Genomic DNA, 14,305 nt, shown 5'->3' on the forward strand with positions numbered 1-14,305 from the left:
GGAAGTATCCATGTCCGATCTTGGTTGGAATCCCCTGCATGGCGTGCCCTCCTATCCCACGGAGCGCTACGCCGTCCTTACCGACAGGGTCGGCGGCATCTTGCGCAGCCGCAATGATATAGTGCTGGTGCAGGCTGAGGCGGTGGTGGCGCTGGAGGCGGCCGCCGTCAGCCTTGCGCGCCCCGACCTTACGGCACTCAACATCATCACCAGCCCCTATGGCAGCTGGTTCGGGCAATGGCTGCGGCGGGGTGGCGCGGCGGTCGCCGATATTGTCGCCGAACGCGGCCTGCCGATCGAGATCGAAGCCGTGGCCAAAGCACTGGACGCCGGTCCTCGCATCGATGTGCTGGCTCTGGTTCACGCGGAATCCGCAAGCGGCATTCTCAACCCGCTGCCCGAAATACTGGCGCTTGCCCGTGCCCACGGCATCGTCACCGTCGTCGACGCGGTCGCCTCGGTCGGTGGCCATCAGCTCGACGTCGACGGTCTGGGCATCGACATTGCGGTGATCGGCCCGCAGAAGGCACTCGGCGGGCCGGCGGGCGTCTCCGCGCTCTCGGTCAGCCCTGGCGCCTGGGATCTCATTCTCAGAGATGGCGCACCACGCAATTCGATCTTGTCGCTGGCCGATCTGAAGACCTGGGTCGACAATGGTCGACGGAGCCTGCCGGGAACGCCGGCGCCGCTGGAATTCTTCGCGCTGGAGATCGCCCTCGACCGCATCGAGGCCGAAGGCCTGGAGAATATCGTTGCGCGCCATGGGCTGGCGGCATCGGCGACACGGGCGGGGCTAACCGCACTCGGCGCCCCGGCCTGGGTGCCGGCAGCAAAGGCTTCGAACCTTGTGACAGCGGTGCCGCTGCCGGAGGGCTTGGCGCCGGCCGCGCTGATCGCAGCCGCGGGACGGTTGGGCGTCGAGCTGACCGACGCCGTCGGAACCGTGCCGGCCCGTCTCTTGCGGCTGAACCACACAGGTCAGCGTGCCTCGTTCCAGACGGTGCTCTCGAATGTCGTGGCCTATGGTGCGGCCCTGAGGCAGGCCGGCCATCCCTGCGATATCGCCGCCGCTGCGGAAGCAATATCCGCGGCCTACAGCCGCCGACCGTAATCGGCCCTTGATAAACACGGCTCGTCAAGGCAGGAGAGTGGTAACACGGAGACTTGGTGCAGATGACGAGATTGCTGGATGCGCAGGGCCTGGAGATTTCGCATGAGGGGCATCGCACCCGGCTGAAATGGCACCGGTTGCGCAAACGATTTGCCGATCCGCTGTTCTCCGCCGCGGTGATGGCGGAGGGATTTGCCGCAGGCGCCTCGATGGAGCTCGATCTGCGGGTGCGCGCCGATGGCGGTTTCGTCGTGCTGCACGACGAGGAGCTCGAAGGCGAAACGACGGGACACGGACCGATCGCCGAAAAGAGCATGGGGGACCTCAGCGATATCAGGATGCAGGAGGGCGACCGGCCGCTGATCCTCAGCGAGGATCTCGCCGCCATGATGCAATCGACGCATCCGGCCGCGCTGCTGCAATTCGACATGAAGGACGATTACGAGGCGATCGGCGCCAGGGGCATCGAGCATCTTGCCGCGCATTTTCGTGATATCGCCGCCTCGGTCATCGTCAGCGGCGGCAGTCTCGACCTCATCGTCGCGGTCAAGGAGAAGCTGCCGCATCTCCTGCGCGGCATCGACCCCACAGGCAAGCTCTATGATATCAGGCAGGCCGGCGGCTGGAAGGCCGTCGAGATGGAATTGCGCGCCGACCTGCGCGGCCCGACCGAACCGGACACGATCTATCTCCACTGGCCGCTGATCCTTGATGCGGCCAATGGAGGCCTCGACATGATCGGGCTCTGCCAGGACGAAGGCAAACGCGTCGATGCCTGGACCTTTACCCTCAGGGATCCGGAGGCTGGTTTCAGCGAAGAGGAATGGCGGAACTTTGAGGCGTTGATGGCCCTGAAGCCGGATCAGGTCACGACCGACGAGGCGCCGGCGACCGAACGGGCCTGGGGCCGCCGCATGGCGGATTAACTGCCTTGGCGCATGCCGCCGAAGGGTGTGAGCGGCGTTCTATACCCTATTTCCGGGTTTGTCGGATGTTTCGTACAATTTGCATCATTTTAAACTTCTGATGTTATCCATATGCCAACAGACAAATGTTGGTGTTCGATATGCAAGCTGTTAATACTGTAGAAATTACTCAACAAGCAAATTCCAGCTTACAGCACGCGTGGCATCTTGGGTGTACAGGCCGTTCGGTCGAGGCACTCACACTGGCCGGCGAAATTCTGGTCGACGCCAAGGCGCGGGGCGACGATTGGCTCGCTGCGCGATGCGACACCGACATTGCCTGGTACTGTTTTCAGATCGGCAAGGCCGAACTTGGACTGACGCATGTCCGGCGGGCGGTAGACTTCTGGAAATTGCACGGGGAGCCTAGGCAGGAGGCCTATGCCCGGGCCTACTTCGGATGGCTGCTCTTGGAATTGGGCTTGCCGGAGGAAGCGATCGAAGAAGCGACCCGCGCGCTTGATCTTGCCGACAAGGCTGCAGACGCAAAAGCGCAAAGCCTGGCGACCAACGTCATTGGAATTATCTTCTGGTACAACAAGCAGCCCGACCGGGCGATCTTGATGAGCGAGAGATCCGTCGAACTCGCCAGATCGATCGGCGACAAAACCTATGAATGCTGGTGGCTCGTTAATCTCGGCGGCGCTCATTCGGAAGGCGGATATATTGCGCAAGCCCTCGGCAAACCGGAGGAAGGGCAGCGGATGCTGACCCGGGCGCTGGAACTGACCGAACAGGCGCTCGACCTCGCCATCGAGACCGGCGACCGCTGGGCTGCGCGCATTTGTCTCGGCAACAACGCCGATTACTACAGCCACCTGGGCGAGCACGAAAAGGCTCTCCAGTGCATGGACCGCTATCAGCTATTTCAAGAAAACAGCTATGTCAGGGACCGGCAGCAATATCTCTACACCTTGGGTCAGATCTACATCAATTACGGAAAATTCGCCGACGCCCTGTCGCTGCTGCTCGAGGCGATGGAACTGATCGGCGAGGGCGGCAGTTTCGATTCCTATATCCAGATCTATTTTTATCTGTCGCAGGCTCATGAAGGGCTGGGGCACTTCGACCTGGCGCTGGAGGCCCATAAGAAATACCACCAAGCCTACCTGCAGAACAGTGCCGAGAGAACCCAGCAGCGCGCACGTCTGGCCGAAATCTACTATGAAACCAAGCGGCTTAAGGAGGTTGCCGAAACGGAGTCGAAACGCGCCGATACGCTGGAGGCCTCCTATCAGAAATTGCAGGAAGAAACCGATATCCTTGCCAATGCCGTTTATCTGGACGCGCTGACCGGGCTTTATAACCGCAAATATCTCGACAGCCGCTTTAAGGAGCTGACGGCCGAAAAGCGTCCCTATTCCATCGCGATGCTCGATGTCGATCACTTCAAGTCGGTCAACGACAACTTCTCTCACATGATCGGCGATCAGGTTCTGAGTGCCATCGGAACCATATTGCGCAGCCAGCTGCGGATTACCGATCAGGCGATCCGCTTTGGCGGCGAGGAGTTCGTCGTCCTGCTGGCAGGCGCTCCCCGAGGTGCTGCCGATGTCTGCGAGAGGTTGCGCTCGGCGGTTGAACAATGGGACTGGTCGGAGATCTGCAACGGGCTGCGCGTGACGATCAGCATCGGTGTCGCCAGCACCCTGTCTGCCAATTCTCCGGACAAGATTTTGGCGATCGCCGATCAGAATCTCTATACGGCGAAAAAGACCGGTCGCAATCGCGTTGTGGCGTAACGGCGTTCCGCAGCTTGCGGACAAAGCTCGCAGCTTCATCAATCGGGCGGATCTATAGCCCCGCGATGTCGAGGATGAATGCGAATTCGCCGGCAAGCCCCGGCGCGTGGGCGATGACTGGCCCGCCCTGCACAAGCAGTCTGTCGACATCAGGCATTGCCACCGCCGCGCCGGCCTCTTTGGCGATCAGTGCACCGGCGAGCATGTCCCAGGCGTTGAGATGGCGCTCGTAATAGAGATCGGCCGCGCCCTCGGCGACACGAACGAGGTCGATGGCGGCCGCGCCCGTGCGGCGATAGTCCATGCCGCGTTCGTGGAGCCGCCGCAAGAGCGCCAGATGGTCGTCGAAGCTCGTCTTGCGGGAATGGCCGAGAATAACGAGCGCACGGGCCGGATCGACGGTCGCAGCCGCATGGACCGGAAGCCCGTCCTTGAGGGCCCCGCCGCCGCGGATGGCGTGAAAGACCTGGTCCTGCGCGGCGTCGTAGACCACGCCGATCTCGACCGTGCCGCCGGCGACGAAGGCGATTGAGACGCCCCAGTGACGGAAGCCCCTGATATAGTTGGTCGTGCCGTCGATCGGATCGACAACCCAGGTGCCGCCCTCGCCTGATCCTCCGCCGCTCTCCTCGCCCATGAAGGTATCATCGGGAAAGCGCAAGATGAGCCCGTCGCGGATCGCCTGCTCGGCCCGCCTGTCGGCGATGGTGACGAAATCCTGTAATCCCTTGTTCTCGACGGCGAGGGTACCGGGGTTCGAGCCGCGCCGAAACCGGGCCGCTTCCCGTCCGACCTCGAGGGCGACTGAGATCGCCACCTCTGAGCGTGCGCGGATGGTAGCGGCATCGAATGCGGAACTCATCAGGCCGTCCTTCTTCTTATCAGTGTCACCGGCGTGAATTCGACGCGCGCCGTCAGATCAGGTTCGGCCATCCGGCTCATCAGCAGGTCGACGGTCTGTTCGGCCTGGAGGTCGCAGGGTTGGCGGATGGTCGTGAGGTCGTAAGCGGTCCAGCTCGCCTGGGGAATGTCGTCATGACCGATAATGGAGAGCGGCGGCGCATCATCACGGCTGCGGCCCTGCATGACGCGGTCGACCACGCCGCAGGCCATATAGTCGTTGGCGCAGAACAGCCCATCGATGCCGGATGCGGCAAGTTCGGCTGCCGCATCATAGCCGCTCCGATAATCGTTGATCCTGACCTGCAGCATCTGCGCTTCGACCCCGAGCTGCTTGCAGCGTGCGACGAAGGCTTCGCTGCGCCGCCGCGCCGTATAGGATATGGCGGGAGCCGCCATGATGGCGAGCTTTCTTGCGCCGCTGTCGATCAGGTGGGTGGCGGCGAGATGGCCGGCCATGCGATCGTCGGAAATGATGCGGTCGACGAAGGGGATATCGTTGCCCTTGTTGATCAGCACGATCGGCACGCCTTCGGCCGCACATTGCTCGCAAATCTCGGTCGGCGGCGCGTCCGAGGTGACGATGACGCCAGAGACGGCGTAATGCAGCAGCTGGCCGATGACGGTCGAGGTATCCGCCTCCTGCGACGTCGGCAGCAGGATGGGGCGGAAATTGCGGGCGATCAGCACTCTTGCCAGATTCTCGATCTGCAGCGTCCGGAACGGATTGTCGAGACCGGCGGCGACGACGCCGACCAGATCGGAGCGTTTATTGGTGAGGCTTCGGGCAAGATAGTTCACCCGATAGCCGAGTTCCTTGGCGGCCTCAAAGACCTTCTCGCGCGTCTTCGGCGAGACGCTGGCATCCGGCGTGAAGGCGCGCGACACGGCGGCGCGCGAGACACCAGCGACCCGCGCCACGTCGAAGGAGGTTACCTTGCGCGGTCCCTTATCCCTGTCTGCCAACTGCTTCTTTCCTCTCTGCCGATGGCCGCATCAGATCGGGCAGATCCGTGCAGATGCCGAGAACCGGAAGTTTCATGATATCAGCGAGAACGGCCGGCCGCTCCTCGTGCCAGAGCACGATCTCGCGCCCCGCCTCGAAGGCTTGCCGCATCAGCGCGTCGGTCACCAGATCCTGCGGGCGTTCGCCTGCCCTCTCCCAGCAGAGATGCAGGATGTCGGCGCCGGCCTCGTCGCCGAGCGCATGCGGATCGTGGCCGACGCGGATCAGCACCGAGAGCGGAAAATCGCAGGCCGCGTCGCTGAGTTCACGCACCTGCGCCGTGTCGAAAGAACCGAGACAGGCGAAACGCTGGTTCATCTCGGCAAGGTGCCGCCAGCAGAGCATGCCGGTTCCAGGCGCCTTGAGTTCGACATAGAGGCCCGTCCCGGTCTCGCGGCCGAGAGCGGCCACCTCCGAAAAACTCGGAACGTCGACGCCCTCAAGCCCGGCGAGTTCTGCCGCTGTCATCTCCGAAATGCGGCGATCGATGCCGAAGACGCGCTCCAGGTGATCATCATGCGAGACGACGACCACGCCATCCCTGGTCAGTTGCGTGTCGAGCTCCCACATCTCGGCGCCGAGTTCGGCGGCGCGGCGAAAGGCGGCGATGGTGTTTTCGCGTTCATGGCCGCTGGCGCCGCGATGGCCGATGCAGAAGGGCAGCCGGCCCTTGCGGGACGGCCAGCCGTAGCGCCCGAAAAACGCCGAGAAATCGCGGGTCATCAGAGCCTCCTGCCATTTTCGTCGAAGACGAAGACGCCGCGGCTGTCGATTGCCCAGCGGACGTCGTCGCCGACATGGATATCGCTGCGCACCGGCTGGATCGAGCGCAGCAACGGCCCGCCGGCAAGATGCACGTCGTAGAGGTTCTCGCGGCCCTGCGTTTCGGCGAAGGTGACCTTGCCGGAAACGGCGACATCGCCCGCCGGCGTGAAATGCTCCGGCCGGACGCCGAGCATCAGTTTCGCGCCCTCGGCCGCACCGATGGTCACGGGCAGCGGCACGCGGATCTCGCTTTCCGGGATCGCGAAGGCGCCCTTGTCCATGACGCCGCGCAGGAAGGTGATCGGCGGATTGCCGAGGAAGCCGGCGACGAAGGCGGTGCGGGGATCGTTGTACATTTCGGCCGGCGTGGCGATCTGGACGATCTCGCCTTCCTTCATGATGGCGATGCGGTCACACATGCTCATCGCCTCCACCTGGTCATGGGTGACGAGGATGGCGGTGATGCCGGTTTCGCGCTGGATACGGCGGATTTCCGAACGCATTTCAAGGCGCAGCTTGGCGTCGAGATTGGCGAGCGGTTCGTCGAGCAGCAGCACATCCGGCTTGCGGATCAGCGCGCGGGCAAGCGCCACGCGCTGCTGCTGGCCGCCGGAAAGCTGCGCCGGTCGGCGCTCCATGAGATTGCCGATCTGCACGAGGCCGGAAATGCGCTCGACCTCCTTGCGGATTTCGGCGGCGTTGACGCCCTTCACCTTGAGGGGAAAGCCGATGTTTTCGGTAACCGTCATATGCGGATAAAGCGCATAGGACTGGAAGACGACGCCGACATTGCGGGCCTGGCTCGGCAGATCGGTGACGTCGCGGTCGCCGAAGAGAATGCGCCCGCCGGTCGGCCGGTGGATACCGCAGACCGCAAACAGCGTCGTCGACTTGCCGCAGCCGGAAGGGCCGAGGAGCGCCAGCATCTCGCCGTTGCCGACTTCGAGCGTCATGTTCTCGATGACTTTGGTGGAGCCGAAGCTCTTCGAAAAATTGTCGAGGAGGATGCGCATCAGCCTTTGTTCCCGCCGCCATAGATGTTCATGAGGTACTTGTTGAAGACTGCGTAAACGATCAACACCGGAACGAGGTAGAAGACGCCGACCGCCTTGAACATGTTGAAGTCATAGTTGTTGTCGTCGAAGAGGAAGCCCGCGAGATAGACCGAAAGCACCTGCACCTGATTACCGGGCGCCAGCACCTGCGGCAGGATGAACTCGCCCCAGCCGGAGAGGAAGGAGAACAGGCCGAGCGCCATGATGCCGGGCTTGACCTGCGGCAGCACGAGGCTGCGCCAGACCCGGAAGCGCGAGGCGCCGTCGACGACGCCGGCCATCTCGATTTCCCAGGGCACGGTGTCGTAGAAGCCCTTCATCAGCCAGATGCCGAGCGGCAGGTCGATCGCCGCCTTCACCAGGATGACGCCGATCAATGAATTGTAGAGGCCGATCATCTGCAGCACGATGAAGATGGCGATAATCAGCGTCACCGACGGGAAGGCATGCAGCACCATGACGCCGGCAAGGAAGAAGCCGCGTGCCGGCACGTTCAGCCGTGACAGCACATAGCCCGCCATCGACGAGACGATGAGCACGACGCTGGTCGTGCAGGTGGCGAAAAGCAGCGTATTCGCGGTCACCTGCCAGATGTTCGCCTTGCCCTCCATCGTCTGCCAGAGGAAACGCCAGTGGTCGAGCGTCAGGCCGGAAGGCAGCAGTGCATCCGCCTGCTTCACGGTCACGGTGTCGAGGAAGAGATAGACATACATCAGGAGCAGCGGCAGGCTGACGATGGTCAGCGCCGATATGACTGGCCAGCTGCTGTAATTTGCCGAGGGCTGCGATCGTTCGGCCATGGTCAATCCTCGATCAGGGGCTTGGCGACAAGCGTGCCGTAGTTGAAGACGCGCAGATACAGGAGCGACAGCGTCACGCCGATGACGACGAGCACCAGCGCCATGGCAGCACCCAGGCCGTATTCGAGGTTGCCGGCATAGTTCCTGAGTGCGGTATGATAGGCGGAAAGCGCCCAGATCTCGGTCGAATTACCAGGCCCGCCGTTCGTCGCAAGCAGGGTTTCGTTGAAGGAGGCAAGCAGCGACAGCGTCTGGTAGCAGGTGACGAAGAGGATCGGCCAGCGCATCTGCGGCAGGATGATGTAGCGGATCTGCTGCCAGCGCGAGGCGCCGTCGACCTCGCTCGCATAGAACTGGCTCTTCGGAATGGCCTTCATCGCAGAGGAGAAGACCAGCATGCCCATCGAGGCGCCGATGAAGCCGTTGATCATCACCACGAAGATCCAGGCATTATAGGCGTTGTCGAGCAGGTAGTTCTTCGGCGGATAGCCGAACTTGCCCATCAGGATCGAAATGAAGCCGGTGTCCCAGGCAAGCCACTTCCACATCATGACGTAGATGACGACAGGGGTGATGCGCGGCAGGAGCCAGATGCCGCGGAAGATCGAGGCTGGTGTCGGCGGCATATAGTGCGTCCAGATCGCCAGCAGCAGCGCATAACCGACATTGAAGATGACAAGCACCAGCGCGACGTAGAGCACGGTATTGAAGAGCACGCGCGCCATCTCGGGCGAAGTGGCCATGCGCGAGAAATTGTCGGTCGTCCAGACCCAGCCGGTATAGGTGGTCTTGGCGACCGTCTCCTTCTGTTCCGGCGTCAGCTTGAAACCCAGACTGTCCAGCGCCGAAAACAGCTGCTCCTTGCTGTCGAAGCGGGTGTTGAGGACGGAGCGGTTGAACTGTTCGGATATCTGCTTGACGTCGCGCGTCGAAGGACGCTCGGAGAGATCCTTGAGCATGCGCTCGATGTCGCGGCGTGCCGGAAAGACCTCGCCCGCATGTTTGGCGCGGAGTTCCGCGGCGATCCCAGGCGCAAGCCCGAGGCCTTCGACGGCCTTGAGGCCGGTCTCGTCGATCGTGTAGCGGGGTTCAGCCATCTCGGAGGCGATGTCTGGCATCGACGATTTCAGCGCGATCAGGGAGTTGGGTGCGATCTGGTAGACGCCGCCTGATATGCCGGTCGCGGTCGTCATGCTGGTCATGGAAAAGACCGCCGTGAGGATGACCGGCAGCAGGAAGAAGAGAACGATCATGATCGCGGCAGGCGCAATCATCACCAGTCCGAGCGCTCTGGACGATTTCATGGAAGCCCCCTCATCGCGGACCGACCGGGCAGCGGGGTCACCGCTGCCCGGAAGAGTGCTTCTATCTTAGCGGATGACGATCTTGTCGCCGAGCGTGCTCTTCAGTTCGCTCTCGGCATCGCCGACGGCGGCGTCAACGGTCTTGGCACCGGTCCAGGATGCTTCGAGGTTCTTCCACATGATGTTCCAGTACTTGCCGAAATCGGAATTGTTCGGCATCGCATTGGCATGCGGCAGCAGGCGCTCGGTGGCTTCACGCGTCCAGCGGTCGGCCGAGTAGAAGTCGACCGTGGATTCCGACTTGGAGATACCGAGATGGGCCGATTTGACCGCATGCAGCGCGTTGGTGCGCGGCTCCGAGGCGATCTTGATCAGCTGGGCGGCGATCTCGGTGTCTTCCTGGTCGTGACCTGCGGTCAGGAGATAGACGAGCGGGTGCGTCAGCGTGTTGGCCTTGCCGCCTTCGCCACCGGGGATCAGCGTGAAGATCACGTTGCCGAAGAAGTCCTTGAGGCCTTCCTGGTTGACGAGACGGGCATAATGCCAGGTGCCGCCGTCCCAGATGCCGGCCTTGCCGGTGGCGACTTCCTTCCACCATTGGTCGGCCGGCATGCCGATGTGGTTCTTCTTGGTGACGCCTGCCTTAACGGCATCGGCGAAGAGCTGATAGGTGCGGGTCATCGCAGCCTTGTCGAAAACGAGCTTGCCGCCTTCTTCCATCGTGCCGCCGAAGCTGGTGTAGAACTGCCAGTAATCAGGACCGTTGCTCGGACGCGGATAGAAGCCGTAGCCAGGCTGAACGAGACCCTTGTCCTGCATCTTCTTGGCGTCTTCGAGCAGGTTCTTCATGGTATACTTGCCGTCCTGGACACTCTGCGGCAGCGCATCCAGATCGGCGTCGCTGTAGCCGATCGCCTTCATGTAAGGCTTCCAGAAGAACATCGGGCGGGATTCGGCATCCTGCGGGATGCCGTAGACGGTGCCGTTATAGGACGCGATCTTCAACAGATTTTCATAGATGTCGCTGAGCGGCCAGGAGTCGAGATCGACATAATCCTCGATCGGAACGATGAGGCCTGCCTGCGACCACGGCGCGATGTCTTCATGGCCGCTGACGACGATATTAGGCGCGGTCTTGGCTTCGGCGGCAAGGGTCAGCGCCTGCTTGAAGTCGTCCCAGCCGGAATAGGACTTCTTCTCGACGGTGATCTTCAGGTCTTCGCCTTTCAGCGCAGCTTCGCGCTGCAGCTGCTGGGCGGCGATCTCGATGGCGTCGAGACGATAGACGTCGTTCGGGCCGGTGCCGCCGGCCCAGACGCTGATGTGAACGTCCTTGGCAAGCGCAATTGCAGAGGTCGAGGCCAGGATGGCGGCGGCGATGGTGAGGGATTTCAGTGTCGGCAAAATGGTCATCTTCTTCGTCTCCCTAGAAGAGCAGCGTGAAGCCTCTTGGCGGGTCAGCACTGCTGATGATGGCCGCTCCGAAACCCCACGAAAACGTGACGATGTCCGCTCTAGGGGTTTGATGTAACGGCCGAATGACAAAATTGAGCACGTGTGCAAAATTATTATGACGATGTCCGGACGACTTGCAAGCGGCGGTTTTCGACAGGCGACTTTTACGCGTCAAATCACGCTTTTCGAAAATCGATTCCGATTTTCGGGCCGATGCGCTAGCATGGCCTCATGAGCCTTGAATCCGTCCGCGCTTTCCTCCGTGCCCACGCACCCGATATCGAAATCATCGAAACCGCCGAGAGCTCTTCGACGGTGGCGCTTGCTGCCGAAGCCCACGGCGTCGAGCCCGCCCAGATCGCCAAGACGATCTGTCTGCGGGTCGGCGAGCAGATGATGCTGGTCGTTGCCGGCGGCATGGCACGGCTCGACAATCGCAAGTTCAAGGACACGTTCGGAGCCAAGGGGCGCATGCTCGACGCAGAAGAGGTGGTGGCGGTCACCAGCCATCCGGTCGGCGGCGTCTGCCCTTTCGGCCTGCCCTCGCCGCTGCCGATCTATTGCGACATCTCGCTGAAACGCTTCGATGAAGTCGTGCCGGCGGCCGGCTCGACGAATTCGGCCGTGCGCATCGAAACCGGACGGCTGGCCGAGCTGACCGGCGCCAGCTGGGTCGACGTCTGCCAGTAGGCGTATGGCGGTAATGGAGCTGCAGAACTTCACACCTGGGAAAGAGTACCTATATTATCTCCCGACATGCCGTGATTGCGCATGACAGGAGATCAGGAATGCCGGGTGCCATTTCGCGTTTTGCCAAGTTTGCGGTCATTGCCGCTCTGACGAGCGCTACAGTTTTTGCTTCCCTTGACGATGCGGAAGCGCGCCGGGCCGGCAGCGGCGGTTTCGGAAGCCGCGGTACGCGCACCTTCCAGGCCCCGCCGGTGACCAGCACCGCGCCTGCACCCGCCGCGCCGATCGAGCGATCGATGACGCCGCGTCCGCAGACCACGGCGCCTGCTACCGCGCAGCAGCCCTTCGGCGCCCAGCGTCCCGGTCTCTTCGGCGGCTTCGGGCGTTCGATGATCGGCGGCCTGATTGCCGGCGGCCTCCTCGGCATGCTGCTCGGTCACGGTTTCGGCGGCGGCTTCGGCTTCCTCGGCATGCTGCTGCAGATCGCTTTGATCGGCGGTGCCGTCATGCTCGCCATGCGTTATTTCGCCAACCGCCGCCAGCCTTCCTACGGCGCTGGCGGCCAGAGCCGATCCTACGGTCAGTCGTCCTATGGCCAGCAGTCCTACGGCATGTCGCCAGCTGGCAACTCGTCCTTCCAGATCCCGGCGATCGGTTCGGGTTCGTCCTCGCGCGGCAACCGCCCGAGCGACGAGATCGGGCTGGCGCAGGCCGATCTCGACCAATTCGAGGAACTGCTGACCCAAGTGCAGACCGCTTACGGTGCCGAGGATTACGGCACGTTGCGGCGGCTGACGACGCCCGAGGCGATGTCCTATCTTGCCGAGGAGCTCGGCGAAAACGCCACCAACGGCGTGCGCAACCGCGTCTCCGACGTCAAGCTGCTGCAGGGCGATATTGCCGAGGCCTGGCGCGAAGATGGTCAGGAATATGCGACGCTCGCCATGCGCTATTCCTCGATCGATGCCATGGTCGAACGCGACAGCGGCCGGATCGTTTCCGGCGACGATCGCCACCCGAGCGAAAGCACTGAGGTATGGACTTTCGTGCGCAAGCCGAGCGCCGGCTGGAAGCTCGCCGCGATCCAAGGGGCCGAGCAGCGCGCCGCCTGAGTGGCGCGCCTCTCCTGGCCCAGAGCGGTTCAGCTTTTTAACGGAAGCGTAGAACCGCTCTAGCTTTTGTTTGTTTTTACGCAATTCCCGGCAAAAGCGTTTCCCGCTTTGCCTGGGAAAACCGCTTCGCACTTTTCCTGGAATTGCTCTAATTCACTGCCACCGGTTTGGAACGCATGCGCGAAACCGTTTCGCGTTCCGCCCGCTTGCAACGCATCGGCGGCAGGCCGCGATCCATCAGGTCCAAGTCTTCGAGCACCATGTCGCCCATCTTCTTGAAGGCGCTGTCGAGGGCGCCGGCCCGGTGTGCCGAGCGGATGAAGCCTTTCAGGCTTCGCACCGGATGATCGGGCGGCAGCGGCTCTTGCGGGTAGACATCGCTCGCCGCGACGATATGGCCTGACGAGACGGCCGCCATCAATGCATCGAAATCGACGACATCGGCGCGGCTGAGCAGGATGAAGGCTGCGCCCTTGCGCATGCTGGCGAAGGCGTCCGCGCCGAGAAATCCCCTGTTTTCACTGGTCACGGCGGCCACGACGAAGATGAAATCGCTCTTCGTCAGGACATCCTCCAGGCTAGCCGGCTCGACGCCGCTTTCCTCGAGGATCGATTGCGGCAGCCAGGGATCGAACACCCGGATTCGGGCCCTGAAGCCGGACAGCACGCGTCGCAGCGCCCTGCCGAGATCGCCGAAGCCGACGATGCCGATTTCTGAGCCGGCGATCAGCCGCGCACTCGAATTACCCTCCCCGCCCCAGAATTCGCAGCCCTGGCGGAAGGCGACATCCGCATCGACGATGCCGCGCGCCAAGGCCAGGGCGAAGCCGAGACCGATTTCGGCGACGGGCTCGGCAAAGACCTGGCCGGTGGTTACGACATGGATGCCGCGCTGAAAAAGCACCTCATAGGGCATGTTATTGAGAAGATTGCTTTCGACGTTGAGGATCGAGCGCAGGGCTGGCATTCTCGCCAGCGTTTCCGCCGAAAGCGGCGGCTGGCCGATGATGTAGCGCGCCTTGCCGAGAATCTCCTCACCGAGCCCAGCGATATTCTCTGGATCGGCCTCGACGATCTCGTATTTCGCATGCAGTTCGGTGCGCGCCTTGTCGCTGAAGATCAGATCGAGCGTGCGCGGCTCGGGAGCGCTGATTGCCAGTGGCCGTTCGGTGTTCGTCATGGATGCCTCCTCCAACGCGCGGGCGATTTGTGTCGCCTCGTCCGGACGATTGATAGCCGCTGTGCCGCGCCGTTTCCAGTTCATGGAAGAGGAATGTGAAGAGTCGAGGTTCCTTCGGAGGGCCGATATTGAGGCGGATGCGCTATCGAAAGCGGCATTTGCCTATCGCATAAGCAATTGAATCGCCACGTAATTTATGCCTTTTTCGTTGACCGTGTAA

13 protein-coding genes are annotated in these 14,305 nt (G+C 62.3%); 5 read left to right on the forward strand and 8 right to left on the reverse strand.

From position 1 onward, the window contains the following. Nucleotides 1-10: 10 nt before the first annotated feature. The 3 genes from QMO82_RS01390 to QMO82_RS01400 all read left to right on the forward strand — a co-directional run bounded on the left by QMO82_RS01390 (nucleotide 11) and on the right by QMO82_RS01400 (nucleotide 3,818). The gene (locus QMO82_RS01390; protein ID WP_183610205.1) at nucleotides 11-1,111 is read left to right on the forward strand and encodes an alanine--glyoxylate aminotransferase family protein; all 1,101 of its coding nucleotides are present in this window, start codon (nucleotides 11-13) and stop codon (nucleotides 1,109-1,111) included. Between the two features lie 62 nt (nucleotides 1,112-1,173). Then, complete coding sequence (locus tag QMO82_RS01395; protein ID WP_183610204.1) at nucleotides 1,174-2,037, forward strand: glycerophosphodiester phosphodiesterase family protein; 864 nt, start codon at nucleotides 1,174-1,176, stop codon at nucleotides 2,035-2,037. 125 nt (nucleotides 2,038-2,162) lie between these two features. After that, entirely contained in the window at nucleotides 2,163-3,818 is a 1,656-nt protein-coding gene (locus QMO82_RS01400; RefSeq protein ID WP_183610203.1) for a diguanylate cyclase, read from the forward strand. A gap of 52 nt (nucleotides 3,819-3,870) precedes the next feature. Here QMO82_RS01400 and QMO82_RS01405 read toward each other — a convergent pair whose 3' ends face one another. The 7 genes from QMO82_RS01405 to QMO82_RS01435 form a co-directional block, all read right to left on the reverse strand. Continuing rightward, the gene (locus tag QMO82_RS01405; RefSeq protein ID WP_183610202.1) at nucleotides 3,871-4,680 is read right to left on the reverse strand and encodes an inositol monophosphatase family protein; all 810 of its coding nucleotides are present in this window, start codon (nucleotides 4,678-4,680) and stop codon (nucleotides 3,871-3,873) included. Further along, entirely contained in the window at nucleotides 4,680-5,684 is a 1,005-nt protein-coding gene (locus QMO82_RS01410) for a LacI family DNA-binding transcriptional regulator (protein WP_183610201.1), read from the reverse strand. Before QMO82_RS01410 ends, QMO82_RS01405 begins: the two co-directional genes overlap by 1 nt. Beyond that, entirely contained in the window at nucleotides 5,668-6,447 is a 780-nt protein-coding gene (locus tag QMO82_RS01415; protein ID WP_183610200.1) for a glycerophosphodiester phosphodiesterase, read from the reverse strand. The genes QMO82_RS01410 and QMO82_RS01415 overlap by 17 nt, the downstream gene beginning before the upstream one ends. Further along, on the reverse strand, nucleotides 6,447-7,502 hold the full coding sequence (locus QMO82_RS01420) for an ABC transporter ATP-binding protein (RefSeq protein ID WP_183610199.1): 1,056 nt from the start codon (nucleotides 7,500-7,502) through the stop codon (nucleotides 6,447-6,449). The genes QMO82_RS01415 and QMO82_RS01420 overlap by 1 nt, the downstream gene beginning before the upstream one ends. Continuing rightward, on the reverse strand, nucleotides 7,502-8,344 hold the full coding sequence (locus tag QMO82_RS01425) for a carbohydrate ABC transporter permease (RefSeq protein ID WP_183610198.1): 843 nt from the start codon (nucleotides 8,342-8,344) through the stop codon (nucleotides 7,502-7,504). The genes QMO82_RS01420 and QMO82_RS01425 overlap by 1 nt, the downstream gene beginning before the upstream one ends. Before the next feature lie 2 nt (nucleotides 8,345-8,346). Further along, nucleotides 8,347-9,648 carry a carbohydrate ABC transporter permease gene (locus tag QMO82_RS01430; RefSeq protein ID WP_183610197.1) on the reverse strand — a complete coding sequence of 434 codons (1,302 nt, stop codon included), beginning with the start codon at nucleotides 9,646-9,648 and terminating at the stop codon, nucleotides 8,347-8,349. Nucleotides 9,649-9,714: 66 nt separating this feature from the next. Beyond that, a complete protein-coding gene (locus QMO82_RS01435) occupies nucleotides 9,715-11,061 on the reverse strand; it encodes an extracellular solute-binding protein (RefSeq protein WP_183610196.1) in 1,347 nt (448 codons plus the stop codon). Nucleotides 11,062-11,334: 273 nt separating this feature from the next. On the opposite strand from QMO82_RS01435, the gene QMO82_RS01440 reads away from it, so the two are divergent. Both QMO82_RS01440 and QMO82_RS01445 read left to right on the forward strand, forming a co-directional pair. After that, a complete protein-coding gene (locus tag QMO82_RS01440) occupies nucleotides 11,335-11,793 on the forward strand; it encodes a YbaK/EbsC family protein (protein WP_183610195.1) in 459 nt (152 codons plus the stop codon). A gap of 98 nt (nucleotides 11,794-11,891) precedes the next feature. After that, nucleotides 11,892-12,905, forward strand: coding sequence for a Tim44 domain-containing protein (locus QMO82_RS01445; RefSeq protein WP_183610194.1), 1,014 nt, complete (start codon nucleotides 11,892-11,894; stop codon nucleotides 12,903-12,905). 148 nt (nucleotides 12,906-13,053) lie between these two features. On the opposite strand, the gene QMO82_RS01450 is transcribed toward QMO82_RS01445, so the two are convergent. Next, nucleotides 13,054-14,085 carry a hydroxyacid dehydrogenase gene (locus tag QMO82_RS01450; protein ID WP_183610193.1) on the reverse strand — a complete coding sequence of 344 codons (1,032 nt, stop codon included), beginning with the start codon at nucleotides 14,083-14,085 and terminating at the stop codon, nucleotides 13,054-13,056. Nucleotides 14,086-14,305: the final 220 nt, after the last annotated feature.

Source organism: Rhizobium sp. BT04 (assembly GCF_030053135.1).
Lineage (GTDB): Bacteria > Pseudomonadota > Alphaproteobacteria > Rhizobiales > Rhizobiaceae > Rhizobium > Rhizobium binxianense.